Here is a 26,619-nt window from a genome sequence, read left to right as displayed (position 1 = left end):
AATCACAATCCTACTATTTATCAAATGGTAGGATTGTTTTGTGTATATTTCTACAAAATTTATCATAATTCAATGCTTTGCCTAAAGGATTTTAACTTACAAAAAAGAAATAATATGTATAGATATATGGAAAAAATAAAATTATTTTACAATGATAAGGGGATGGAACCTATGTGCTATAATTTCGACCAAATCATTGACCGAAAAAATACAAATTCAATCAAATACGACTTTACTCAGAAACATGGAAAACCCATAGATATTCTCCCATTATGGATCGCCGATATGGATTTTCGCGTACCTGAGCAAGTAATTGATGCACTAACTAAATCAAATTCACATGGAATATTTGGCTATTCTGATACCCGAGGTGAATATGTTGAAACATTAAAAACATGGTTTAATGATAATTTAGATTGGAAAATCAAAGACGAGTGGCTTGTAAAAACTCCAGGCGTAGTCTTTGCTCTCTGCACGGCAATTCAAGCTTTAACAAATGAGGGTGATGCTGTTTTAATACAACGTCCTGTTTATTATCCGTTTTCTAGCTCTATCGAAAAAAACAATCGAAAGCTTATTAATAATCCTCTCATTTACAAAAACGGTAAATATTCTATTGATTACGCTGACTTTGAAGAAAAAATTATAGCGAACAAAATAAAACTATTTATTTTATGTAATCCTCACAATCCTGTCGGCAGAGTTTGGACAAAAAAAGAATTAACAACGATCGGCGATATTTGCGTAAAACACCAAGTAAAAATCATTTCTGATGAAATTCATTCCGCTTTTACTTATCCTAATCATCGCCATTTTGTTTTAGCGAGTTTAAAGCCAGAATTTAATAATATTACACTCACTTGTACTTCCCCAAGTAAAACCTTTAATATCGCAGGGCTACAAGTCTCCAATATTTTTATTGCCAACCCTAATATTCGAGAAAAATTTGTACAAGTAATGGAGCGAAATGGTTATAGCGAACTTAATTCTCTCGGAATTATAGCCTGCCAAGCGGCATATAAGTACGGTAGCGTATGGCTCAATCAATTAAAAACATATTTAAAAGGAAATCTAGACTTCACACGTGATTTTCTGGCAAAGCATTTGCCACAAATCAAATTAGTTGAACCTGAAGGCACTTATTTACTCTGGCTTGATTTTTCAGACCTTAATTTATCCGATGAAGAGTTAGAAGACCTTATCGTAAATAAAGCAAAGCTTTGGCTGGCTTCTGGTGAAATTTTTGGGGAGGAAGGCAAACAATTTGAAAGAATCAATATTTCCTGTCCTCGTCAGACATTAAAAACAGCGTTAATTCATTTAAAAAAAGCAATCAAATCTCTTTAAACGCAAAAAAGAGAAGCATTTTAGCAAGGTCAATGACCTATGCACAATGCTTCTCTTTTATTATCTATTTTATTTCAAATCAAGCGCCTGGATTAAACTTGGAATGCTTGCTTCAAAATTCACACCAAAACGCACATCTGTTTTTGCTTCTTTTGTCCAGGCAATGCTTTTCACCGTAAAATCAACTGCAATTTGCGTTGCTGTATCAAGGTCTTTGTCATTCATCAAGGCACCTACCAATACACTCGCAAACACATCGCCCGTACCATGATAGTATCCATCAATGCGATTTGCCAAAAGATAGTTGATTTTGTCACTATTTTTATCATAAGTTGCTGCACCCAGTTGTGCATCATCAAAATGTACTCCTGTTAAAACAATCTGGCTAGGTCCCATATCAGATAAACGTTTTAATAAGCCCTCAATATATTCTTTTGTATACGGACCGGCCTGATATTCTTCACCAAGCATTAAAGCTGCCTCTGTCATATTCGGCACAATAACATCTGCCTTTGCACACAACTTTTTCATTTCTTGCGGGAAAGTTTTCGGAAAAATCTTATATAGCTCACCATTGTCTGCCATCGCAGGATCGGCAATAATCAACGTATCCTTAGCACGCAATTGATCAAATACCTTCGATACAATTTCAATTTGCTCAAAAGAGCCAAGAAAACCTGTATAAATCGCATCAAAATGCAAGTTAAGCGATTGCCAATGATAAGCAATCGGCGCAATATCCTCCGTTAAATCCCTATAGGTAAAGCCTTCAAACCCACCTGTATGCGTGGATAATACTGCGGTAGGCACAACAGCACATTCTACGCCTGTCGCTGAAATAATCGGCAAAGCTACAGTAAGTGAACACTTCCCAAAACCAGATATATCATGAATCGCTGCTACACGTTTTTGTCTCAACATCTTTCATCCTCCAAATAAACTCCAAAGTAGATATAGTTTATACTATACGTTAGTATATAAACCTATAAATAACATGTCAATTAAAAACCCTAAATTGTATTAATACAATTTAGGGTTTATTTTCTAAATGAAGAACGGTCTCATATAAAAGTTCCGCTCCACAAAAAATCTCATCTATAGAAGAAAATTCATCTGGATTGTGGCTAATTCCTGCCTTTGAGGGAACGAAAATCATCGCCGCCGGTGCTATTTTCGCCAAATTCATCGCATCATGCCCCGCCCCACTCATCATTTTCATGATGCGCCTTTTTTTAGTTTTTCCTATTTCATACAGTAAATCTCCTAGTGGTTCATCTAATAAAACAGGTTCTTCATTAGATAAAGACGAAAGCGTATACGTTAGCTCTCGAGACTTAGCAATTTGATCAATCCTTTCTTTTAGCCTTGCAACTACTTGCTCTTTGCTCATTTGATTTCCACTACGAATATCTATCCCAATGCTAACCTCTCCAGGAATAACGTTCATCGCACCATTTAAAAGCTCGATTGTCCCAACTGTCCCTACAACATCATCAGTTGATTTTGCTAAAGATTCTACAAGTAAAATCACTTCTGCAATTCCAGCTAACGCATCATGGCGAAGCTTCATCGGTGTTGCTCCAGAATGATCAGCCTTGCCGTGAAAAATTAATCGAAACCGTGATGGTGCTGCAATGCATGTTACTACACCTAATTCCATCTGCGCTTTTTCTAATACAATCCCCTGCTCAATATGTAATTCCAAAAATGCATAAATCGGCTTTTCATAACGATTTAGGCAAATATCTTGTCGATTAAATCCCACCTTGCGTAAAGCATCTCTTAAGCAAAAACCCTCTTTATCATGATATTCTTCCAAATCTTCTTGTTTTAGCTTTCCACAAAAGGCTTTGCTCCCTAACGTGGATCTGCCAAATCGACTTGACTCTTCGGCGCGAAATACAACAATCTCAACCGTCCGCTCAAGCTCTTTTTTTTGCTCAAATAAAGTGTGTACTACTTCAATCGCAGAAATCACGCCGATTGTCCCATCATATTTGCCACCGTTAGGCACTGTGTCAATATGTGACCCCAACAAAAGAACTGGTAATGTCCTATCTTTCCCTTGATAACTTCCGATTAAGTTACCGAAATCATCCATGCGGACTGCCATTCCCGCCTGTAGCATTAATTGTTTGATAAATTCAATTGCCTGCCAATCAATTTCACTAAATGCCAACCGAGTAATTCCTTCGTTTTCCTTTGCACCAAATTCAGCTAATTTTTTGAGGTTACGCTCTAGGCGTATACGGTTCATTATTTCATCATCTCCCAATAAAATAAGTGATGCAAAAAAGAGCATCACCTATCGAATAAATGCAAACCCAATTGAAAATTTTTTAAAATATTTAAATTGAAAACTTCTAGATTTCATAATCAATGCAATTACGTTCACAAACCAAATCTTTTACAATTGCTTTTATTGCAATATGATCTGGATGAGACTGATACCCCACTTCTGCTTCCTTACTTTCAAATTCGCAATACAAAGCAATATCTGCTGGACCACCATTATAATTAATTCCTACTTCAATTGCAGTTAATCCATCGACAACACCTAATAATGCCTTAAATTTACCTTGTAACAAATCTACGTTTTTTTGTAAATTTGCGCCCTTAGCTTCTTCTTTCAATTTCCATAAAATAATATGTTTAACCACACGCATCTCTCCTTGCACCTTATATGTATCACTATAATTCTACTGCCAAATACAACACTAAGCAATACATGATTCAGCCATTTTCTATTATCTAATTCAACAATTTAAAATTCGTCAGCAACATTATCTTGTGCTTTCTCATCCTTTTCATCAGTCTCCAGTTCTTGATTGGCAATTCGCAAGCTTTCCTCATGATTTGATGAAGAATCCGACACCGGATTCGCTTTTTTTAATAAATCTTCTTGCATTTTTTCTTTTAGCAGCAAACGATCTTGCATTTGATAAACTTCCTGCTCTTTTAACTCTAACGCTTGTCCCTGCAATCGTATTTCTGGAGCTCTTGTATAGTTAACCTGATAATTAATTTCTTTTTGTCGATTAGTAATTTTATTTTCTAAAGCATTTAATTTAGTCATATCATAGTCATCTGCCCTACGGTGATTATAAACTGCTGCTGAACCAGCGGAATTGGCAGGTTGCGCTATATGCTGATTTGTATTTGATTGTTGCACTGGTTTAACCAGACTAGTTTTCTCTTGGTTTTGATTCATCACCAAGAAATTATTCCGTATTGCATCCCAATCCCCCCTAAAGTTGATATTTATTTAAATTTATTATACTCTAAAAAAAGGTAAATTCAAGAAAAAATGCTGCTATAGCAAAATTACATTTGCTATAGCAGCATTTTTATTAAGCAAATAACTCAGTAGATAGATAACGGTCTCCCGTATCAGGCAATAACACAACGATATTTTTACCGTGATTTTCTGGACGCTTAGCTAACTCTACTGCTGCTGCAAGTGCCGCACCAGCTGAGATTCCAACAAGAAAACCTTCTGTACGGGCTACAGCTTTACTATAAGTAAAAGAATCTTCATTTTGAATGGCAATTACTTCATCATAAACCTTCGTATTTAATGTCTCTGGAACAAACCCCGCACCAATCCCTTGAATTTTATGCGGACCAGCTTCACCTTTTGTCAAGACTGGTGATGATGCTGGCTCTACAGCAACAATTTGCACTTTAGGATTTTTTGATTTTAAATATTCGCCAATACCACTCACTGTACCACCAGTGCCAACGCCAGCAACAAAAATATCTACTTTCCCATCAGTATCTTCCCATATTTCTGGACCTGTTGTCTTTTTATGCACCCCTGGATTCGCGGGATTAGTAAACTGCGATGGAATAAAGGAATTTGGAATTTCTCTAGAAAGTTCCTCAGCCTTTTCAATTGCACCTTTCATTCCTTTGGAACCATCGGTTAAAACAACTTCCGCACCATAAGCTTTTAATAAATTTCTTCTTTCTACACTCATTGTTTCAGGCATTGTAAGAATCGCTCGATAACCGCGTGCTGCAGCTACGCTTGCAAGCCCGATTCCTGTATTACCGCTTGTCGGTTCAATAATCACCGCACCCGGTTTTAAAATTCCACGAAGCTCTGCATCATCAATCATCGCTAAACCAATTCTATCTTTTACACTACCAGCTGGATTGAAGTACTCCAACTTTGCTAAAATATTTGCTTCTAAATCAAAATGTTTTTTATAATTATTTAATGCCAACAAAGGAGTCTTGCCAATAAGTTCCGTTATACTTTGATAAATTTTTGCCATAATAAAACCTCCTAAAACAAATTTTAAAATTTATTCCAATATAAAACATATATGATTAATATGTTTTATTATATTCCTTTATTTTTTAAAAGTCAATATAATTTTCTTCATGGAAATTATATTTATGTTTTCGAAAAATAAGGATACACTATTGGAAGCAACAAAGGCAGATTGACATTTTTGTTAGATAAGTCTATGATTAAAAAAAACATATATTTTTAGTATGGAATGGGTGATAACATGAGAGTTTCGGCTAAAGGACGGTACGGATTAGCCGCAATGACACATATTGCCTCGCAATATGAAACTGGAGTTCCAATTACAATTATCAGCATCGCAGAAAAATTAGGCATTTCAAAAATTTATCTTGAACAAGTTTTTTCGCTTTTAAAACGAGCTAATTTAGTCATATCAATCAAAGGTGCCCAAGGCGGATATCAATTGGCAAAAGCACCAGTAAAAATCAATGCATTAGAGGTTTTATCAGCAATTGAATTATCTTTATTTGAGAAAACAGAAGCTGCCACTTCAAATCATTGTCCGGAAATTGATAAAGCATTACAAAATTCTATTTTCACTTTATTGGACAACTCCGTACAAAACCTATTAAGTAATATTACTCTAGTAGACCTCGTCATTGAAATGGAAAAGAATAAATCCGAAGAAGCATTGATGTACTTTATTTAAAAATACGGGTGGACAAACGAAATGATCATTTGTCCACCCGTATTTTCGTTATTTGCTTAAATTTTACGATAACGCCACTCTTGATAAACTTCATCAAAGTACCACTCTTCTACTACGTTATCACTAACAGCAACAGTTGCTGCTGTTTCCTCCTTAGCTTTGGTCACTTCATGCGTAACATCGTCCTTGGTTTTCATCTGCTTCATCTCAGGAAAATTATCCTCTAACCTCACTTTCTCATCAGAAAAGTTTACTATGCCAGCCGGCTTTTCAGCAATAACAAACTGATGAGAAAGCAAGCTCACTTGTAATAATAACGATAATACGATTACACCTAATAACGCTATAATTCCTATATAAATAAATTTAACTTCGAGTGCCCGAATTCCTCGGACTGTAGCAACGACTTTTCGAATAAAAACGACTGGATTCCGATCATTGAGCATTTAAATCACCTCAATAATCATCCTTCCCTTTTTATGCATTTATTAAACCTTTGCCTTGCAAAATCTTACATTTATCTTGCGGCTAATTTACTCCATTAAGAGCCATAAATATTTTTTAATTCGACCCCTTTATAATAATATTTCAATATATCCTGATATGCCCAACCTTCTTTTGCCATGCCGTTAGCGCCATATTGACATAACCCTACACCATGCCCATAACCAATCGTATGAAAGATGATTTCATCTCCCTTACTTTCTATCGTAAAGTTTTCGGAACGTAATCCTAAGGTATTACGAACCTCACTCCCTGTAAAGTTTTTGTTCCCTATTTTTATCTGAGCAACGCGACCTGAATCCGTTAAGCTTAATATTTTTATTAAATCTCCGTTACCGGCACTAACCGTCACAGCATCTTGCCCAAATGATTCTGCTAAGTTCGCTACGCTAATCGTCTTATTGTCTTTATAGCGAGGGGAAGCAGTATCCCATTTACATTCAACGCTCTGTAGATAAGGATAATCATTGCCCCAAACTTCTTTTGCACTAGCAGTTCTATCGCCACTCGTCGAGTGAAATAACGCATTAATCGGCTCATCTTTATACGTTAAAATCATTCCCTGGGTTTTTAAAACAGCCAATTTAATTTTTTGCTTATATTCATCATACTTTTTTCCCCATCGTTCCTTTAGTACGTCATCGCTTACCCAAGCCTGATTTACTGTATGATCGGTGCTCACATCTGCATCAGGATGATCACTAACGCCACTACCGCCGAACTTATGCATGTGTTTTACCGCGTAAGTTCGCGCCGCTACCGATTGCGCTTCTAACGCCGCTTTAGAAAATTCCGCCGGCATTTCTGCTCCAACCACACCTTGTACATATTCTTCAAGCGTCATACTAACAATTTTATTTTTATCATGGAGATATACGTTAATCATCACGCTTTCTAAGCTTGATAAATTCGTCATATTTCCACCACTTTCTTTACCTAAATTTACCCCTGTAATCAAAACAGGTACAACGATAACGGCAAAAGACAAAATTCCAATCATATATGCCAATAATCGCCGCATAAAAACGCCCCCTTCGCCACAATCGCATCTACCCTTAGAAATTCTATGCAGCAAAGAGTATAAATATGACAGAAAAAACGTTAAGAAAAAGCAGTATAAAAATTTTTATACTGCTTTTTCTTAACGTTTTTTCTGTCCGTAGGTCTTAAATTTTTCTAAAACAACATCCATCTGCTCGCTTGATAAAGTAACCGGATTGCCAGCTAACTTCGTTTTATAATAAATTTCAGCACAAAATTCAATCTCTTCGGCAGTATTAAATGCATAATCTATATCATTTCCAATCGTTAATAGACCATGATTCCCCAGCAAAACCGCATAGCGGTCTTTCATTCCTTCAAAGGCACTTATCGCAAGTTTTTTACTGCCAAACGGTTCATAATCTGTACAACGAACATTTTTTCCTGCAAACCCAATCAAATAATGTACAGGTTCAATGCTCCAATTTAAACACGCCAGAATCGCAGAATATTTTGAGTGCGTATGTACAACAGCACCTGTTTGAGGACGACGTTCATAAAAAATACGATGCATGTCGTATTCGCTTGATGGTTTTCTTTTTCCATCTACAACATTTCCATCTAAATCAAGAATAACAACATCCTCGGGTTCCGTTTTAAAATAATCAAGTCCGCTCGGGCTAATCGCAAATAATTGTTCTGTTTCATTAAAAATACTTAGATTTCCCCCTGTGCCTGTAGTTAATCCCGAAGTAACCATCTTTTGTCCATATTCTACAACAAGCTCACGTTCTTTACGCAAAATCATAGAAAAGCCCCTTTCACATATAACAAAGAAAGCACCATAACCAAAATCAGTTATGGTGCTTTCTTATTTTTATTCATCTACACGCGCAATATCTGCACCTAAACCACATAATTTATTTACCAAACCATCATAACCACGATCAATATGATGAATACAACCAACTCTAGTTTCTCCTTCAGCAACAAGTCCAGCTAATACCATAGCTGCACCAGCACGCAAATCTGTTGCCTTTACTTCACAGCCAGTCAATTTGGCTACGCCTTCAACAACTGCACTACGTCCTTCAATTTTAATATTTGCCCCCATGCGCTTTAACTCATCCACATGCATAAAGCGATTTTCAAATACCGTTTCACTTACAACACTCGTACCTTCGGCAATTGTACTCATTGCCATAAATTGCGCCTGCATATCGGTCGGAAAACCTGGATATGGCAGCGTTTTAATGTCCACTGCTTTTATCTGTCCATTGCCACGCACACGAATTCCATTAATATCTTCAATAATTTCTACATTTGCTTCCTTTAATTTGGCAATCACCGGTTTTAAATGTTCACTAATTGCATTTTCAATATATACATCGCCTTTTGTCATTGCCGCTGCAACCATATAAGTCCCAGCTTCAATACGGTCAGGAATAATCGTGTAGTTTTTACCCTCTAAGCGCTCCACACCTTCAATTTTGATTACATTTGTTCCCGCGCCACGAATATTAGCCCCCATCATGTTAAGGTAATTCGCCAAGTCAATAATTTCTGGTTCATGCGCTGGATTTTCAATGATCGTTTGACCTTTCGCCATAGAAGCAGCCATAATAATATTTTCGGTTGCACCAACACTCGGAAAATCAAGATATATTTTTGCTCCCATTAACCCATTTGGCGCTTTTGCTTCAATATAACCATGTCCTATTTCAATCTCTGCACCAAGAGCTTCAAACCCTTTTAGATGCAAATCAATTGGACGAGTTCCAATTGCACAACCACCAGGTAAAGAAATTTTTGCATGCCCACATCTAGCAAGAAGTGGTCCCATAATCAAAAAAGACGCGCGCATTTTTCGCACCAATTCATAGGGTGCTTCACAACTCGTTATTTTACTACTATCTATATAGAGCACATCATTGCCTTTATTTACTACATTCACACCTAGCTGGCAAAGAACTTTAGAAATCGTTCTTACATCTTCTAAGTCAGGTACTTCTTCTAACAAACTAGGACTTTGCCCTAATAGCGATGCTGCAATAATCGGTAATACAGCATTTTTCGCACCACTGATTTTTACAGTACCTTCTAATCTATTGCCACCATGTATAACTAACTTTTCCAATTTATATCCTCCCAAACACATATGCGCCCGTATTCAACATTAATACTCAACTAAAATTAGCGGCGAACCAATCGTTATATAAGTTCGATTATCCAAAGTATGATATCGTATAGCCATATTTATATTCACTGGTATATTACCTGCTATAATTTTATCATCAATCAGAGATGTATATCCAGTCACACTAATATAGTTTCCGCCATCTACGCGGCTATTCATATCTGCACCAATAGAATCTAGTGCATCCCGTATACAACAATCAGCCGCACCCTTCCTTAGTTTACCATCAAGATACCCTTCCAAGCAAGTGGTAATGTGTGGCTCAACAAAAAATTTTCGAAAAATTTCAAGTAATTTTTCTTTTCTATAAGTTAAGTTATAACTTTCCGGATGATCTTCCTCTATTTTGATACTTAAATGTATTTTATCAGCGATATTTTCTGCAAATAATTTCTTTAATGTAATACTTATGTTTTGACCATCCACATTACCACATATTTTTATACTACGCTCTTTACTATTTTGAATAATTTCCTTTACTATTTCTTCTTTCTTTAATTCAAAATGCTCTGCTAAGTAATTTATGGCATTGTCTAGGTTTTCAACTTCATTTTCTTTCATCGTGACTACTGCATAGCTATGTATGGTTAATGATTCAACTTCCGCACCTGTTGCCTGTATCGCGCGGTAAAGCGGCTCCTCCGTCATCACTGGAACACTCTCTACTTTCGACATCCATATATTATGTATTAGCAAAATAGTAATAAATAAAATAATAACCTTTAAATACTTTTTCATCGTATAGCCTCCTTAAAACTTCTTAAGTATATTTTTACCATTTTATTCTATTGCTATACGACAGAAAAAAGAAAAAGACGCTGCATCTAGCAACGCCTTTTTCTCCTATTTCATTTCACTAAAACTACTGTATAATTCTACCCGCAGCTTTTAATCTAGCAGTCGCACGTTTAAGCGCAAAGCCTGCACGATCAAGATCAATTGTACTTTGTTTGTTATTTAATCTTTCTAATGCTCTTTGACGTGCTTTCTCGGCACGTTCTACATCAATTTTATCTCCAAGTTCCGCGCAAGTAGCCAAAATCGTAATTTTCGTAGGCTGAACTTCGATAAAACCACCACTTACAGCAAGCAGCATTTCACCTTCTTCATTCTTTACACGAACCGGAGCTGGAATAAGTCCAGCAATGAGCGGCGCATGTCCTGGCATAATACCAAGTTCTCCGCCGCTACTGCGAACGATAACCATATTGGCATCAGCAGTATAAACGACCTCAGTTGGAGAAACAACTTCAAGCTTAATTTTATTAGCCAATTGTTATTCCCCCTTCATTTTACGGGCCTGTTCTAACACTTCATCAATGCTGCCGACCATATAGAAAGCAGCTTCTGGAATCTCATCATGTTTACCTTCTAAGATTTCTTTAAATCCACGAATCGTTTCTTTTAATGGAACATATTTACCAGGAGTACCAGTAAACGCTTCCGCTACAAAGAACGGTTGACTCAAGAATCTTTGGACTTTACGCGCTCTAGCTACAACGAGTTTATCTTCATCAGATAACTCTTCCATACCTAAGATTGCAATAATATCTTGTAATTCTTTATATTTTTGCAAGATTTCTTGTACACCACGTGCTACTTCATAATGTTCTTCCCCAATGATATGCGGATCAACAATACGAGAAGTAGAATCAAGTGGGTCAACGGCTGGATAAATACCAAGTTCCGCAATTTGACGAGAAAGAACTGTTGTCGCATCCAAATGGGCGAAAGTTGCCGCTGGAGCTGGGTCAGTCAAGTCATCGGCAGGTACATATACCGCTTGAACGGAAGTAATAGAACCTTTTTTCGTTGAAGTAATACGTTCTTGTAGTGCACCCACATCTGTTGTAAGTGTTGGTTGGTAACCAACGGCAGAAGGCATACGACCAAGTAAGGCAGATACTTCTGAACCCGCTTGAATAAAGCGGAAGATGTTATCAACGAATAAAAGTACGTCTTGGCTTTGTTTATCACGGAAATATTCCGCCATGGTAAGACCCGTTAACGCTACACGCATACGAGCTCCAGGTGGTTCATTCATCTGACCATATACTAAAGCAGTTTTATTGATAACCCCTGATTCTGTCATTTCTGACCAAAGGTCATTACCTTCACGTGTACGTTCACCAACACCAGCAAATACAGAATACCCACCATGTTGTGTTGCAATATTATTGATCAATTCCATGATTAATACGGTTTTACCTACACCGGCACCACCAAATAACCCAATTTTACCACCACGGGAATATGGAGCGATAAGGTCAACGACTTTAATTCCTGTTTCAAGAATCTCTGTTGCAGTTTCCTGCTCATCAAAAGTTGGCGCTGGACGGTGAATTGGCCATTTGTCATCAGCTTTTACAGGTGCTGGATTTTTATCTACCGTTTCACCCAATACATTAAAGATACGTCCCAGTACACCATCACCAACTGGAACACTGATTGGCGCACCAGTATCTACAGCTTCCATTCCACGCGTTAAACCATCAGTGGAACTCATTGCAATACAACGCGTCGTATTATCACCCAAATGTTGCATTACTTCAACCGTTAAATCTATGTCTATTTCTCCCGATTTGCCTTTGATTGTTACAGCATTATAAATTGCCGGTAACTCATCTACGGGGAATTCAATATCTACTACAGGACCTACAACCTGTACTACTTTACCTTTAACCAAAGCGGTACCCCTCCTTACTTCAAGGCTTCCGCACCACTTACGATTTCATTGATCTCGCGTGTAATGCCAGCCTGACGTACTTTGTTATAATTTAAGACAAGTTTGCTAATTAATTCATCAGCATTATCCGTTGCTGCACTCATCGCTGTCATTCTAGAGCCTAACTCACTCGCCGCTGACTGTAAAAGTGCGCCATAAACCATTGTCTCTAAATACTGTGGCAGCAATAGTCCAAGTACTTCGCCTGCATTAGGTTCATAAATGTATTCTCCGCCACTTTGTTTTTCTTCACCTTCAATATCGCTAATCGGCAATAATTTTACCGTAGTTGGAACGACATTAATCGGCGAAATAAACTTCGTATATACCATATGGATTTCATCGTATTCACCAGAAGTAAATAACTCCATAATTTTCATTGCAACATGTTTCGCATGTTCATACGTCGGTCTTTCACTAAAGCCTGCGTATTCAGTAACTATGTTATAGCCACGATGGAAAAAATAATCCCTCGCTTTTCTTCCCACAGTTATTAAATCCGCATCACTTTTATTAGAAAAATGCGTAATCACTTCTTTAAATACATTACTGGAGTATGCACCAGCTAACCCTTTATCAGCCGCTAACACTACATAGGCTTTTTTGTTAACTGGACGAACTTCAAGAAGCGGATGATTAATATCTCCGGCACTTCCTGCAACGTCTCTTAATACTGCCTGCATTTTTTCTGCATAAGGCTTATTCGCTAACGCACTTTCCTGTGCTCTGCGAAGACGTGCTGCCGCAACCATTTTCATGGCTTTCGTGATTTGCTGAATATTTTTTACGCTTTTGATACGCCGACGGATGTCTTGTGTACTAGCCATTTCACATCACCTCGCTGCACTTACGCTTCTTGTTCATATGAGAATGTCTCTTTGAAATCCTTGATCGCTTTTTTCAGTGCTTCTTCCGTATCTTTTTCTAGTTTCTTTTGTTCACGAATCGCTTTGATTACTTCTGCATAATTGGAATGCATGAATTTCAAGTAATCATTTTGGAATTTAACGACTTGGTTTACTGGAACATCCGCTAAATATCCGTTAACCGCTAAGTAAATCACAACAACTTGATCTTCTACAACAAGTGGCGAATATTGTGGTTGTTTTAATGTTTCAACCATTCTCGCACCACGGTCAAGTTGTGCTTTTGTATCTTTATCTAAGTCAGAACCGAACTGCGCAAACGCTGCCAATTCACGATATTGTGCAAGATCAAGACGCATACGTCCTGCAACTTGTTTCATCGCCTTGATTTGCGCCGAACCACCTACACGGGATACGGACAAACCAACATTAATCGCCGGACGAATACCGGAATAGAAAGCTTCACTTTCCAGCATGATCTGACCATCTGTAATCGAAATAACGTTTGTTGGAATATACCCGGAAAGGTCACCCGCCAAAGTTTCAATAATAGGTAAAGCTGTGATTGAACCACCGCCTAAATCCTTTGATAATTTAGCCGCACGTTCAAGCAGGCGAGAATGTAAGAAGAATACATCCCCTGGATACGCTTCACGTCCTGGTGGACGGCGAAGAAGCAAGCTCATTGCACGATATGCCATTGCATGTTTAGACAAATCATCATATACACATAACGCATGTTGCCCTTTATACATGAAATATTCGGCAATACTTACCCCTGCATACGGTGCTAAATATTGCAGAGGTGCACTGTCAGAAGCCGTAGCTGCAACGACGATTGTATAACTCATTGCACCATGATCTTCTAATGTTTTTACTACGCGCGCAACAGTGGATGCTTTTTGTCCAATTGCTACGTATACACAGATTACGTTTTGCCCTTTTTGATTCAAAATTGTGTCTACTGCAATCGCAGTTTTACCTGTACCACGGTCACCGATAATAAGTTCACGTTGACCACGACCAATTGGTACTAACGCATCAATCGCTTTAATCCCAGTTTGTAAAGGTTCATTTACAGATTGACGATCAGCAATCCCAGGTGCTGGATACTCTACTGGACGAGTTTCTGTCGTTGCAATTGGCCCTTTACCGTCAATCGGTTGACCAAGTGCATTCACTACACGACCAATCATCGCATCCCCAACAGGTACTTGCATGATACGACCAGTTCTACGAACTGTATCGCCTTCTTTTACTAAAGTTTCACCACCAAGAATAACACCGCCGACGTTATCTTGCTCAAGATTTTGTACTAAACCAAAAACACCATTATCAAACTCAAGTAGTTCCCCTGCCATCGCTTTTTCTAAGCCATGAATACGAGCTATACCATCGCCGACTTCGATAACAGTACCAATATCATCAACATTAAGGTCAACTTGATAATTTTTTATCTGTTCCTTAATGATCGCAGTTATTTCTTCTGGATTCATTTTCATAACTACTCTGTCACCCCAATCTTAGCAGCTTCATTTGTCAATAAATTACGCTTCAACACTTGCATTTGGCGAAGTACGCTGCCATCAATGAGTTTGTCACCAATTTTCACAATTACGCCGCCTAAAATACTCGCATCTATCCTTGTTTGAATTACTACACTTTTTCTAGTAGTATCGCTTAATTTTTTTATTAATTTTGCTTCTTGTTCCTTCGATAACGGTCTAGCCACGACAACTTCCGCTTCTAAAACATTCTGCTCAATATTCGCTAAAACTTCATATTCAGCAGCAATTTGCTTTAATAATCCTTCACGGCGTTTATCAACAAGAAGCATTAAAAATTTGTAGACTTCATCAGCCAATTGCCCTTTAAATATCTTTTCCAGCACTTCTTTTTTTGCCTCCGGCTTAATATGAGGATGATACATAAAATCAGCTAAATCCTCTTGGCTTGCAATCGTTTCTTTAATTAAATTGATTTGCACGCCAAACTCTTTTAATGCAGCTGTTTCTTTTGCAATCTCATAAATCGCTCTGGCATATCGAATCGCTAACTGATTGGTTAGCATGGTAAACCACCTATTTTCTCAGCATCAATTTTATCAATGAACTCTTCTACTAATTTAGCATCTACAGTTTCATCAATATTGTTACCGATAACTTTTGTAGCCGCTGCCATAGATAAAGCAACAACTTGACCGCGTACCTCAGCAATGGCTTTTGCTTGTTCACGCGCAATTTCTTCACGGGCAACTTTTAACATGCGAGCAGTCTCAGCTTTTGTTTCAGCAATGCTTGCATCTCTTTCTTCAGCGGCAGCTTTCATCGCTTTATCCACGATTTCTTGTGCCTGAATTCTCGCATTTGCCAATTGTTTTTGATATTCTGCCTTTAATTCTTCAGCAGCATTTTGCTGTGCTTCTGCCTCGTTGATATGTCCGGCAATCTTAGCTTCACGTTCATTCAGAACCTTTAATAAGGGCTTATAAGCCACTTTATATAAAATAGCTACCAAGATCAAGAAGTTCAAAATCTGGGCAACCAAAGTCATATTAATATCAATCAATTTTTAGGCACCTCCTTATATGACGGTAAGCAGGCGACTGAAAACCAGCCGCCTTATCCACAAAACTCTCCCATTATTTTAATAATGGATTAGCATATAACAGAACAATTGCAATAACCGTAGCAATGATTGGCACTGCTTCGATCAAACCAACGGAAATAAGCATGTTTACAAGCAAAGTTCCTTTTGCTTCTGGTTGTCTGGAGATACCTTCAATAAATTTAGAAGTAACTAAACCATTACCAATACTCGCACCTACTGCTGCAAGACCAATAGCAATACCTGCTGCTAAAAAAGCTCCGATTACCATAATTGAATTTTCCATGAATAAATCCCCCTTAAGAATTAAAAATATTTTTTCATTTTGTGATTTTATTAGTCATGATGGTTATCTTTTATCCCATTTGACAAATATGCCATTGACAACATCGTAAAAATAAATGCCTGAACAACGCCGACAAATAAGCTAAAAGCCAGCCATACAATACTTGGAATCGGCATCCAAATCGGAAGCAAAAGTCCAAGGATAATAATGAGAATTTCACCGGCAAGAATATTACCAAATAGACGAAAAGCGAGCGTAATCGGCTTTGCGATTTCTTCAATAACATTGATAATAACAAACGGCACAAATGGTTCAAAGAAATGTTTTAAATAACCAACGCCTTTAAAACAAACACCAAGAATATGAAGCAGAATGACCACCATCAATGCCAGACCAAATGTGGTATTGGCATCATTCGTTGGTGATGTGAACCCCGGCACGAGCCCCAGCCAGTTTGAAATCAAAATAAATAAAAATAATGTAATAATCAGTGGTGCTAACTTTCTTCCTTTAGGTCCCATGATGGAATCAACTTGTTCCAATAAGGCGACGACAAGCATCTCTATCAGATTTTGCCAGCCGCGAGGAACTAAGCTGAGACTACGCGTGGCGAGAAAAGCAATCAAGATCACAATTGCCATAGTCAGCCATGTCATCTGCAAAGTATCCATATTAAAAGTAAACCCTGCAAAATTAACCACGTTATGAGTACCGATTTCATGCATAGAATTATACACATTGAATTTCAATCCGCAAAATTCTACGACACGAGCACCAATTTCGTGCATACAAATCACTCCCATGCTATGTAGTCTATAAATTTATTTTTGTTTATCAGAATTTTTTTTCAAGATCCAATACACGGCATTTGCCAGCATAATAACCTCGGCTAAAAAAAATCCTGTAACCACAGCCCAAAACAATGATACGGAAATCTGAATCACCGCAGCTAAGCATCCCAAAATTAAAAATAAGCGAATCATCCAGCCTATCTTCATCGTGAAAACTGCAGCATCCGGCGAAAAATCAATACTTTTTAACATACGATTTCCCATAATGAAAATACATACTGCCCCAATCAATTCGCCAACAAAAACACCAAATGTCAAACTTGGTTTTCCATATGCATAAAGTATACCCCAAGCGATAATCAAGCTGATAAAATATTGCTTAATAATTCGGCTAATATGCACCCACCAGACTTTTTCCATATCTCCCCCACAAAATTCTATCTCATAATCTAATTAAATCAAAACATAAATTTAATTAATATAGCGACCATCTACAATAACAACCATTTATCTTCGACAAAGACTCAGCAAATCCTTTACAAAAATATAAAATAACCAAATTTTTCTGCTAAAAAGCTCTCTTCTTTTACATTTTAAACAAGAATTTTTGTCATGTTTGTATTATACACGATTGATTATAGTTGTGCTATATGATTTTATAAATTAAACTTATTTTTTCTGAAAAAACTTACTATTCTTACAATAAAAAAATATTCGCCCACTTTTTCCGACATCCTAAAAATTTTTAAATCTTACTTTTCCCGACTAGCCGTTTATACACTGACCACATGCCAGTAATAAAACCTAAAACAATTCCTATTATTGTTCCCCAAGGAGATGACAAAAATACCTCATCTATCCACCTGCCAATAAAAATTCCCACCCCAATAATCACTGCAAAGCTAATCCCTATCCCTAATGCAAATCCCGCTGCTGCCAGAGTAGATTCTTCACGTTTTTTCATATGATCTCCTCCTTCCTTTTATCCGAAGATAGATAAAAAAGAGTTACTACAAAAGCAGTAACTCTAAAATTTAAAACTCAAACGACCCAGGTTTTTCAGATCGTAAGCCATGTTTCCACAAAATAGCCTCAACGATTCTTCTTGCAGCTTGTCCATCACCATATGGGTTACAAGCATTCGCCATTCTTTCATATTCCTTTTTATTTGACAGCAATAATTTTGCCTCATTATATATTTTCATTTTATCGGTACCGATGAGTTTCACCGTACCTGCGTCAATCGCTTCAGGACGTTCCGTTGTATCACGAAGGACCAATACAGGCTTACCTAATGCTGGTGCTTCTTCTTGAATTCCACCTGAATCTGTAAGTACTAAATAAGAGCGCGCCAAAAGATTCGCAAAGGGTTCATAATCAAGAGGATCAATTAAATTTACCCGCGCGAGTCCGCCTAATTCACTTTCTACTACTTCACGGACTTTAGGATTTTTATGTACAGGGAAAACGATTTCAATGTCTTCAAACTCGTTGACCAAATCACGCAATGCTTGATAAACATGACGCATTGGTTCACCAAGATTTTCCCTGCGATGCGTTGTAACTAAAACAACTTTACGATTTTTATAGTCGATTTTCCGCAAAACTTCATTCGAAAACTCAAATTTTTCGTTAACCGTTGCAAGAAGCGCATCAATTACCGTATTACCTGTAACAAAAATCGCTTCTTCTTTAATATTTTCTTGACGTAAATTATTGCTCGCCGTAGCTGTAGGAGCAAAATGCATATCTGTAAGTGAACCCGTAAGCTTGCGATTCATTTCCTCTGGATATGGTGAATATTTATTATGCGTTCTAAGGCCTGCTTCCACATGCCCAATTTCAGTTTGATGATAAAACGCTGCCAAGGCTCCTGCAAATGTCGTCGTTGTATCGCCATGTACCAATACAATATCCGGTTTTGACTCACTGAGTACACGATTTAACCCTTGCATAGCTTTACAAGTGATATCAAAGAGAGTTTGCCCCTGCGCCATAATATCCAAATCATAATCAGGTTTTATATCAAATAAATGAAGCACCTGATCAAGCATTTCACGATGTTGCGCCGTAACCGCTACAATCGGCTGAATTAAATCAGGATATTTTGTCAATTCCAATACAACCGGCGCCATTTTTATTGCTTCCGGACGCGTACCAAATACAGTCATTACTTTTAGCATTTCATTACTCCTTCCAGTTTGTAAAGAATAGGCAGGTCTACACCTGCCTAATATTATTGATTCGTTTCAATAGATTTCTTCGTTTTTAAAATGCCAATCTTTTTCGCGCCAAAAACAACAGCGCAGGTAACAGCTAAAATAATTAAAAGGCCAAAACCTCGGCTCACTTCCGTAAGTGCAATCGCACTTAACCCAAGCCCACCGCTAATTACATACATCAACAATACTGCTTGTTTTTGCGTAAAGCCCATATCCAAGAGTCTATGATGTAAATGTCCTCTGTCCGGCTTAAATATCGGTGTTCCATTTAAATATCTGCGAACAATCGCAAAAGTCGTATCAAGAATCGGAAGTCCAAGTGCCAAAATCGGCACGATTAAAGCTATCGTTGCTGCACTTTTTACCGCTCCTAATACAGAAATTCCTGCTAACATATAACCCAAAAACATACTTCCTGTATCACCCATGAAAATCTTAGCTGGATTAAAGTTATATTGTAAGAATCCCATTGCAGCCCCTGCAAGGGCAGCTGTAAGCACCGCAACAAGTAAGAATCCCTGCTGCAACGCAACCAATAATATTGTTATCGCAGCAATCGTTGATACACCAGCTGCTAATCCATCCAACCCATCAATTAAATTCACAGTATTCGTCAAGCCAACAATCCAAAATATCGTAATTGGAATTGCTAAATATTCACTCAAGAAAAACATATCACCAAATGGATTCGTAATGCAATCAATTCGAACATCAAATAACACTAATACAATCGCTGCAATAATCTGCCCCATCAGTTTAACTTTTGCTGGCAAAGACTTAAAATCGTCAATAATCCCTACAATTAGAATTACTGTAGCACCAGTTAACAGCCCTACGACTTCTTTCGTCAAATCCACCGTAAATAAAGCTGCTACCATAAAAGCAAAATATATCGCAAGCCCACCTATACGAGGAATAGGTTTACTATGAACTTTTCTCTCATCAGGCGCATCCATTGCTCCTGTTTTATTCGCTAAAGAAATTACTCTAGGCGTCAAAATATAGGCTACTACTATCGCAATAATAAACGCCAAAACATAATCCGGCATCATATTTTCGCACCCCTTTTCTATACAACAACCCCATTGTACATCACTAATTCTAGACTGTCAATTAAATAAAATAGAGTAAACTAAGACATTTTCTCACACTTCCCAGCAATAGTCAAATCCTTTTATTTCTATTAAAGAAAATATTTAAACTTTTGTTAACTCTCTAAAAAGCAAAAAATTGATACAATGACTAAAATAATTGATTACTCTTTGCTACTCTTTTATAAATCTCTTTTTAACCTATTTATAAATCCACATGTATCCTTTAAATTTATCATACTCTTCTAGTCATTTTTTCTAAGTTATTGTATAATTCTAACTAAAATAAATTTCACCTGAAAGTGAATTAATCCTTTAATTTAGTTTTACTTTATATATCCTAAGTTGTAAGGAAAAAGAGGAGATCTTATCATGAAAGAAAATCTAACAATTGGATTTATCGGTATCGGAGTTATGGGAAAAAGCATGGCAACTCATTTACTCAACGATAATTACAAAGTACATGTTTATACACGTACAAAAACAAAAGCAGCTGAACTTTTAGAGAAAGGCGCCGTTTGGGCGGATTCATCAAAAGCAATTGCAGAGAAGTGTAATTTCATCATCACTATGGTTGGCTATCCAAAAGATGTCGAAGAAGTATATTTTCATGATGGTATTTTAGATCATGCCCGTCCTGGTACTTACTGTATTGATATGACAACTTCCAGCCCTACTCTTGCAAAAAAAATTGCCAATGCAGCTAAGAACAAAAATTTATTTGCACTAGATGCGCCTGTTTCTGGCGGCGACATTGGTGCAAAAAACGGACAGCTTGCCATTATGGTCGGCGGCGAGAGGGAAGTATTTGAAAAAGCTTTGCCAATCTTACAGCTTTTAGGAACAAATATCAAACTGCAAGGCAGTGCAGGCGCAGGACAATATACGAAGATGTGCAATCAAATTGTCATCGCTTCCAATATGATGGGTGTATGCGAAGCGATTGTTTATGCAAAAAAAGTTGGTCTTGACCCAAACTCAGTGCTAGATAGCATTTCAACTGGCGCAGCAGGCAGTTGGTCATTAAGTAATCTTGCCCCGCGCATTATTAAAGGAGACTACAACCCAGGATTTTTCGTCAAGCATTTTATTAAGGATATGAAAATCGCATTAGATTCTGCTGCGGAAATGAATCTTCATTTACCAGGGCTTACACTTGCAAAAACTTTATATGAAGAACTTGCACACAAGGGTGGAGAAAATTACGGTACACAAGCTCTAATTAAAGTTTTAGAAAAAGAATAAAATAGCAAAGAAATGTACCCTATAGTTGACACCTTTTCCTGTCAATTCTATAGGGTACATTTTACTTCTGATCATTATTCTTTATTTTTTAAAAGTTTTTCAAATGCTTCAACAGGTAATGGCTTGCTAAAATAATATCCTTGAATCAAATCACAACCTACATTTGTTAAAAACTCAACTTGATATTCTTCTTCAATCCCTTCCGCCACAGTATTCAAATTAAGGCCTTGCGCCATTTCAATTATTGAGCGCACAATACTCTTTTCCTTCGTTTCTTCAACTGTATAAAGCTCTCGCTGCCAATCTGAAAAAAAGCTACGATCTATTTTTAATGTATCAATTGGCATATTTTTTAATAAACCCAATGAGGAATATCCACTTCCAAAATCATCAATAGAAATTTTAAATCCCCGATTTTTGATTTTTTTCAAAAATACAGTCAAACCTTCGCTATTATTAAAAGATACACTCTCTAATATTTCTAGTTCAAGTAAGCTATGCGCAATATTATATTTTTGTGCAATTGCTTCAATCCGTTCAATAAAATTGCTTTGCCCTAATAAGGTAAGTCTAGATATATTCACTGATATCGGCACAAGTGTAATTCCTTGATTAAGCCAAATTCTCATTTGCCGGCAAACTGCTTCAAAAACGTACATATCCAAATATTGAATAGTCCCATTTTGTTCAAATACAGGAATAAATTTCGCAGGAGAGATCATTCCTTTTGTTGGATGAATCCACCGGACTAACGCTTCCGCCCCGCCTAAATATTTTTGGGGGCGAACTTTATATTTAGGCTGTAAATAAATTTCAAATTGTTTTTCTTCAATAGCCTGTTGCAGGCCATCCTCAAATTCTTTCATCTCCCGCATCTTGATTAACATTTTATCATCGAAATATATAAAGGAGTTATTACTATAATTTTTTCCCGACAGACGCGCAATATTTGCATTATCAATGCATTTTGCCAAATCAAAATCGTGTTTCCCGATTTGATATATTCCACAAGAAAAGGTTAATGCATGTTTATGATTATAATATCCACTTATTTCATCAAACAGCTGAGTCAGTCTAGTCAAATTTTCTTCCTTTTCTTTTGAAATTAACAATAGCCCGAATAAATCGTTGCCCAGCCGATAAACATATTCATTTTCTATTAAAGCAGTATCAATTTTTGATGCAACAAAAGTTAAAAGCTCGGAACCATATTGATAACTCATCATTTCATTAATCAATTTAAATTTATCAATATCAACCACTGCTAAAATATATTTTCCTTTATTATTTTTTTTCGTTATTTCTTTATCCAATTTCATCTTTTCAAAATTCCCTAAATTCGTAAGCTGATCGATATATGCTAATCGATAAACATTCTTACGATTTTTATTTTCTATAAATTCAATATAAATCAATATACAAAATAAGATGAGCAAAGAAATTAGCAAAACCATCGTTACTAGAAAAAGAATATTGGCTATCCTTTTTGTTATAAAATCTGCCGGAACACTAGAAACGGTATAAATTCCATTAATATTTCCTAAAGGGACACAGGCAATATATTGTTCACCCAAGCCTTTCAATTGAATTTTTCCTACCGCTTGTTGTTCATCTCTTAACATCAAAATGAATTTATGCAAATTATCATCTTCAACTTCAGTTTTTTCCTGCCAATGGTGAAAGTAGTCACGCAAACGATCATTTTTTTCATTGTCTTTTACTGGAATCAATAAGTTTCCGGATTGATTTAAAATAAAACAATCTCCTTTTCCATCAAAAAAACTAAATGAAAAAAACTTTTTCAAATCTTCTATCCCATAAATTGCATATAATACACCAATAATTTTATTATCCTTCGAATAAATTGGGACTGAAAAAACCATACTGTGAAGATCAAGAAAAGGTGTACATGGAACATATGTCACTTTACTTTCCCCCTGTAAGGATTCCTCTAAATATTTCATATTGCGAAAATCTACATCAAAGCCATAAATGGCTCTCCCTTGTGTATCTAAAATACCAAAACGAGTAAAGTTATTATTCTGAAATTCCTCTTTTAAAAAATTAATTAAGTTATCTTTCTCTACTATGTCTTCTCCACCTATAGCGCTTTTTGTAATCAGATTAGACATCGTATGTAGAAAAGAGAAGGTTGCCTTTATTTTACCTTCTAATAAAATAGAGTTTTGTTTTGTTAATTCGACAAGACCCATTTCCACTTCATAATTAAGCATTGTCGCAACTTTTTCACGAAAGGATAGTAGTAAAAATAATGGAAGGAACATCGCTATAAATAGAAAGACAATAATTTTTTTGTATTTCAAACTATTTTTCCAATTCATAGAATCCCCTTCTCTCTTCTCAACTTAACATATTTTGTTATAAATATATATTTATTAAAATAAAGTGTAATATAATTTATTATACTGCAATATCAAAAATAATTAAATATTTTAATATTTGCCTACTCTTACTATGTTTTTAGAAAAAAAAAGTCGATAGAATTTGTGTTTATCCCTACACAAACCCTATCGACTTTCTCTTTATTAAAATTTAGTAACAAATTCTTCTGCAAAACATAACTTTGATCACTTTAGCTAAATAAAAAATAGGCAAATACAATAATACCAAGTACAATTCTATAATAGCCGAAAGCCTTAAAATCACTTGTCTTAATATAAGCAATTAAGAATTTAATCGTTAAAACAGAAACGACAAATGCCGTAACTAATCCAACGATTAAAATTTGAATTTCATCCGCTGTATAGTTTAAACCAAACTTATACATCTTGAGCAAACTCGCCCCAAACATAACAGGGACTGCTAAGAAAAAAGAAAACTCAGCTGCGACTTCACGTGAACAGCCAATGAGCATCGCACCTAAAATCGTCGCTCCGGAACGCGATGTCCCGGGAATAAGCGCTAACACTTGAAAACAACCAATCCCTATCGCTTTTAGAAAGCTCAACTGTTCTAAAGTCTGCACCTGTGGACGAACTTTTTTATTTCGATTTTCCAGAACAATAAATAAAATCCCGTATAAAATCAACGTCACAGCTACAGTCTGATAATTGTAGAACAAAGCGTCAAGCAAATCATCAAACGGTAACCCAATAACTGCTGCGGGAAGTACTGCAACGATTACCTTCATCCATAATAAAATAGAATCTTGATCAATTTTCAGTCCACGCTTTACCGTAATTGGACAAAGTTTATTCCAATAGAGCATCACAACTGCCAAAATAGCACCGAGTTGAATAACCACCAAAAACATTTCTTTAAATGCTGGTGTAATATTGAGTTTAATAAACTCATCAACGAGAATCATATGACCAGTACTACTTACTGGCAACCATTCCGTAATTCCTTCTACTATCCCAAGGAAAATTACTTTTAACATCTCAAGCACGAAAAATTCACTCCCTAAATTCAAATGACACATAAAGAGATTTTACTCTATATCCTTCTGATTTGCAATATTTATCCAGAAATAAATTATTTTTCATCTGTAATATTTTTCGGCTCACACTCAACGATACTGCCGTCCGTTTCATAGTAAACAACTTTGCTGAGCATTGCATTGCAAATCATACGACGACAAAGCAAACATGGCTTACCTGATGCTAAACTACCATCCGCATTTACACCAGCAATATAAATTGTTGCACCCTTCATTTTCTCTGGATCCGCGTTGATAATCGCATTTTGTTCTGCATGTACCGCTTCACAAAGTTCATACCTTTCACCTTTTGGTACGTTATGCAGATTCCTTTGGCACATCTTAGCATCAACACAGTTTACAGCACCACGCGGTGCTCCATTGTATCCGGTGCTGATAATAATATTATCCTTTACAATGACTGCACCATACAATCGACGTAAACAAGTTGCCCTCGTTCCTACAGCCTTTGCAATATTTAAAAAATATTCATCCCAAGATGGACGCATATCCTATTCCTCCATTTATATACTTATAAGAATAAATCCAATACAATTATACTTCTTTTTCTATTTTGCCGATTAAACCAAAATAAACTATATACTAAAGAGAGTTTCAGCAAATGAAACTCTCTTTATAAAAAAACTATAGAAACTAACAATAAGAAAGCTTGCCAGCCGTTAGCCTTCGCCCTAGTATCCAAAAAAATTATTATTTAGTACCGAAAATTCTATCACCGGCATCACCTAAGCCCGGAACTATGTATCCATGATCATTTAGACATTCATCTACACTAGCTACATAAATCTCTACATCTGGGTGAGCTTCATTCACTACTTTAATACCTTCTGGAGCTGCAACTAGGCACATTAAAATAATAGATTTCGCACCTTTTTCTTTTAATAAATCAATTGCTGCTGCTGCTGAACCGCCCGTTGCAAGCATTGGATCTACAACAACTAAAGTACGTTCGCCAACGTCACTAGGTAATTTGCAATAATATTCTACCGGTTTCAAGGTTTCTGGATCACGATATAACCCTACATGACCAACGCGAGCAGCAGGAATTAAATTTACAACACCATTTAACATGCCAAGGCCAGCACGTAAAATTGGTACAACTGCAATTTTCTTGCCAGTTAACACTTTACTTTTACACACAGTAACTGGAGTTTTTACATCCACTTCAGTTAAAGGCATATTCCTTGTAATTTCATATGCCATAAGCATAGAAATTTCCTCTAATAATTGACGAAAATCTTTTGTTCCCGTTTCTTCATCACGCATAAGCGTTAACTTGTGTTGAATTAACGGATGCGCTATTACATTTACTTTTAAATCTGACATCAAC

At 36.6% G+C, this 26,619-nt stretch carries 29 protein-coding genes; 3 read left to right on the top strand and 26 right to left on the bottom strand.

Translation table 11 applies throughout. The features are described 5' to 3' along the window. Window positions 1-126 precede the first annotated feature (126 nt). Entirely contained in the window at window positions 127-1,347 is a 1,221-nt protein-coding gene (locus P3F81_RS01285) for a MalY/PatB family protein (protein ID WP_309320550.1), read from the top strand. Window positions 1,348-1,416: 69 nt separating this feature from the next. Here P3F81_RS01285 and P3F81_RS01280 read toward each other — a convergent pair whose 3' ends face one another. From P3F81_RS01280 to cysK, 5 genes are all read right to left on the bottom strand, one after another. Then, complete coding sequence (locus P3F81_RS01280; protein WP_147667090.1) at window positions 1,417-2,268, bottom strand: pyridoxamine kinase; 852 nt, start codon at window positions 2,266-2,268, stop codon at window positions 1,417-1,419. Between the two features lie 109 nt (window positions 2,269-2,377). Next, on the bottom strand, window positions 2,378-3,604 hold the full coding sequence (locus P3F81_RS01275; RefSeq protein WP_309320549.1) for a M20 family metallo-hydrolase: 1,227 nt from the start codon (window positions 3,602-3,604) through the stop codon (window positions 2,378-2,380). Window positions 3,605-3,710: 106 nt separating this feature from the next. Then, window positions 3,711-4,007 (bottom strand): Dabb family protein, encoded by a 297-nt coding sequence (locus tag P3F81_RS01270; protein WP_309320548.1) that lies wholly within the window; start codon window positions 4,005-4,007, stop codon window positions 3,711-3,713. 104 nt (window positions 4,008-4,111) lie between these two features. After that, window positions 4,112-4,561, bottom strand: coding sequence for a hypothetical protein (locus tag P3F81_RS01265; RefSeq protein WP_147667094.1), 450 nt, complete (start codon window positions 4,559-4,561; stop codon window positions 4,112-4,114). A 136-nt stretch (window positions 4,562-4,697) separates the two neighbouring features. Further along, window positions 4,698-5,627, bottom strand: coding sequence for a cysteine synthase A (gene cysK, locus P3F81_RS01260; protein ID WP_147667096.1), 930 nt, complete (start codon window positions 5,625-5,627; stop codon window positions 4,698-4,700). Window positions 5,628-5,867: 240 nt separating this feature from the next. Between cysK and P3F81_RS01255 the strand changes: the two genes are divergently transcribed. Beyond that, window positions 5,868-6,314, top strand: coding sequence for an RrF2 family transcriptional regulator (locus tag P3F81_RS01255; RefSeq protein ID WP_147667098.1), 447 nt, complete (start codon window positions 5,868-5,870; stop codon window positions 6,312-6,314). A gap of 56 nt (window positions 6,315-6,370) precedes the next feature. Here the strand turns inward: P3F81_RS01255 and P3F81_RS01250 are convergent, their stop codons facing one another. The 17 genes from P3F81_RS01250 to P3F81_RS01170 all read right to left on the bottom strand — a co-directional run bounded on the left by P3F81_RS01250 (window position 6,371) and on the right by P3F81_RS01170 (window position 20,542). Continuing rightward, complete coding sequence (locus P3F81_RS01250) at window positions 6,371-6,760, bottom strand: hypothetical protein (protein ID WP_147667100.1); 390 nt, start codon at window positions 6,758-6,760, stop codon at window positions 6,371-6,373. A 95-nt stretch (window positions 6,761-6,855) separates the two neighbouring features. Then, a complete protein-coding gene (spoIID, locus tag P3F81_RS01245; protein WP_147667102.1) occupies window positions 6,856-7,839 on the bottom strand; it encodes a stage II sporulation protein D in 984 nt (327 codons plus the stop codon). A gap of 120 nt (window positions 7,840-7,959) precedes the next feature. Further along, the gene (locus tag P3F81_RS01240) at window positions 7,960-8,607 is read right to left on the bottom strand and encodes an L-fuculose-phosphate aldolase (RefSeq protein ID WP_147667104.1); all 648 of its coding nucleotides are present in this window, start codon (window positions 8,605-8,607) and stop codon (window positions 7,960-7,962) included. 69 nt (window positions 8,608-8,676) lie between these two features. After that, the gene (gene murA, locus P3F81_RS01235; protein WP_147667106.1) at window positions 8,677-9,936 is read right to left on the bottom strand and encodes a UDP-N-acetylglucosamine 1-carboxyvinyltransferase; all 1,260 of its coding nucleotides are present in this window, start codon (window positions 9,934-9,936) and stop codon (window positions 8,677-8,679) included. A gap of 39 nt (window positions 9,937-9,975) precedes the next feature. Continuing rightward, a complete protein-coding gene (locus P3F81_RS01230) occupies window positions 9,976-10,734 on the bottom strand; it encodes a YwmB family TATA-box binding protein (protein ID WP_147667109.1) in 759 nt (252 codons plus the stop codon). A gap of 124 nt (window positions 10,735-10,858) precedes the next feature. Next, the gene (locus P3F81_RS01225; protein WP_147667111.1) at window positions 10,859-11,269 is read right to left on the bottom strand and encodes a F0F1 ATP synthase subunit epsilon; all 411 of its coding nucleotides are present in this window, start codon (window positions 11,267-11,269) and stop codon (window positions 10,859-10,861) included. Window positions 11,270-11,272: 3 nt separating this feature from the next. Beyond that, the gene (gene atpD / locus P3F81_RS01220) at window positions 11,273-12,682 is read right to left on the bottom strand and encodes a F0F1 ATP synthase subunit beta (protein ID WP_147667113.1); all 1,410 of its coding nucleotides are present in this window, start codon (window positions 12,680-12,682) and stop codon (window positions 11,273-11,275) included. A 14-nt stretch (window positions 12,683-12,696) separates the two neighbouring features. Then, window positions 12,697-13,548, bottom strand: a complete 852-nt coding sequence (gene atpG / locus P3F81_RS01215; protein WP_147667116.1) for an ATP synthase F1 subunit gamma — start codon at window positions 13,546-13,548, stop codon at window positions 12,697-12,699. A gap of 20 nt (window positions 13,549-13,568) precedes the next feature. After that, the gene (gene atpA, locus P3F81_RS01210) at window positions 13,569-15,089 is read right to left on the bottom strand and encodes a F0F1 ATP synthase subunit alpha (RefSeq protein WP_147667118.1); all 1,521 of its coding nucleotides are present in this window, start codon (window positions 15,087-15,089) and stop codon (window positions 13,569-13,571) included. Window positions 15,090-15,091: 2 nt separating this feature from the next. Beyond that, complete coding sequence (locus P3F81_RS01205; protein WP_147667121.1) at window positions 15,092-15,658, bottom strand: F0F1 ATP synthase subunit delta; 567 nt, start codon at window positions 15,656-15,658, stop codon at window positions 15,092-15,094. Further along, window positions 15,652-16,155, bottom strand: coding sequence for a F0F1 ATP synthase subunit B (gene atpF, locus P3F81_RS01200; RefSeq protein ID WP_147667123.1), 504 nt, complete (start codon window positions 16,153-16,155; stop codon window positions 15,652-15,654). The genes P3F81_RS01205 and atpF overlap by 7 nt, the downstream gene beginning before the upstream one ends. 73 nt (window positions 16,156-16,228) lie before the next feature. Then, window positions 16,229-16,480, bottom strand: coding sequence for a F0F1 ATP synthase subunit C (gene atpE, locus P3F81_RS01195; protein ID WP_147667125.1), 252 nt, complete (start codon window positions 16,478-16,480; stop codon window positions 16,229-16,231). Window positions 16,481-16,530: 50 nt separating this feature from the next. Continuing rightward, window positions 16,531-17,205: a F0F1 ATP synthase subunit A gene (gene atpB, locus P3F81_RS01190; protein WP_147667496.1), complete on the bottom strand. Its 675-nt coding sequence runs from the start codon at window positions 17,203-17,205 to the stop codon at window positions 16,531-16,533. 96 nt (window positions 17,206-17,301) lie between these two features. Beyond that, window positions 17,302-17,691 (bottom strand): hypothetical protein, encoded by a 390-nt coding sequence (locus tag P3F81_RS01185; RefSeq protein WP_147667127.1) that lies wholly within the window; start codon window positions 17,689-17,691, stop codon window positions 17,302-17,304. A gap of 325 nt (window positions 17,692-18,016) precedes the next feature. Then, on the bottom strand, window positions 18,017-18,235 hold the full coding sequence (locus tag P3F81_RS01180) for an AtpZ/AtpI family protein (protein ID WP_147667129.1): 219 nt from the start codon (window positions 18,233-18,235) through the stop codon (window positions 18,017-18,019). A gap of 70 nt (window positions 18,236-18,305) precedes the next feature. After that, entirely contained in the window at window positions 18,306-19,454 is a 1,149-nt protein-coding gene (gene wecB, locus P3F81_RS01175) for a non-hydrolyzing UDP-N-acetylglucosamine 2-epimerase (protein ID WP_147667131.1), read from the bottom strand. A gap of 53 nt (window positions 19,455-19,507) precedes the next feature. Then, window positions 19,508-20,542: an MraY family glycosyltransferase gene (locus P3F81_RS01170; protein WP_147667498.1), complete on the bottom strand. Its 1,035-nt coding sequence runs from the start codon at window positions 20,540-20,542 to the stop codon at window positions 19,508-19,510. A gap of 414 nt (window positions 20,543-20,956) precedes the next feature. Between P3F81_RS01170 and P3F81_RS01165 the strand changes: the two genes are divergently transcribed. Continuing rightward, window positions 20,957-21,829, top strand: coding sequence for an NAD(P)-dependent oxidoreductase (locus P3F81_RS01165; protein WP_309320545.1), 873 nt, complete (start codon window positions 20,957-20,959; stop codon window positions 21,827-21,829). Window positions 21,830-21,903: 74 nt separating this feature from the next. On the opposite strand, the gene P3F81_RS01160 is transcribed toward P3F81_RS01165, so the two are convergent. The 4 genes from P3F81_RS01160 to upp all read right to left on the bottom strand — a co-directional run bounded on the left by P3F81_RS01160 (window position 21,904) and on the right by upp (window position 26,615). Next, window positions 21,904-24,171, bottom strand: a complete 2,268-nt coding sequence (locus P3F81_RS01160; RefSeq protein WP_147667135.1) for a bifunctional diguanylate cyclase/phosphodiesterase — start codon at window positions 24,169-24,171, stop codon at window positions 21,904-21,906. 251 nt (window positions 24,172-24,422) lie between these two features. Continuing rightward, window positions 24,423-25,229, bottom strand: a complete 807-nt coding sequence (locus tag P3F81_RS01155; protein ID WP_309320774.1) for an undecaprenyl-diphosphate phosphatase — start codon at window positions 25,227-25,229, stop codon at window positions 24,423-24,425. A gap of 95 nt (window positions 25,230-25,324) precedes the next feature. Continuing rightward, the gene (locus P3F81_RS01150) at window positions 25,325-25,777 is read right to left on the bottom strand and encodes a deoxycytidylate deaminase (protein WP_147667139.1); all 453 of its coding nucleotides are present in this window, start codon (window positions 25,775-25,777) and stop codon (window positions 25,325-25,327) included. A gap of 202 nt (window positions 25,778-25,979) precedes the next feature. Then, entirely contained in the window at window positions 25,980-26,615 is a 636-nt protein-coding gene (gene upp, locus P3F81_RS01145; protein WP_147667141.1) for a uracil phosphoribosyltransferase, read from the bottom strand. Between the last annotated feature and the right edge of the window lie 4 nt (window positions 26,616-26,619).

This window comes from Selenobaculum gibii (genome assembly GCF_030273445.1).
Lineage (GTDB): Bacteria > Bacillota > Negativicutes > ICN-92133 > ICN-92133 > Selenobaculum > Selenobaculum gibii.
The sequence above is the reverse complement of the archived record's forward strand: the minus strand, read 5'-3'. Positions and strand labels throughout refer to the sequence as shown.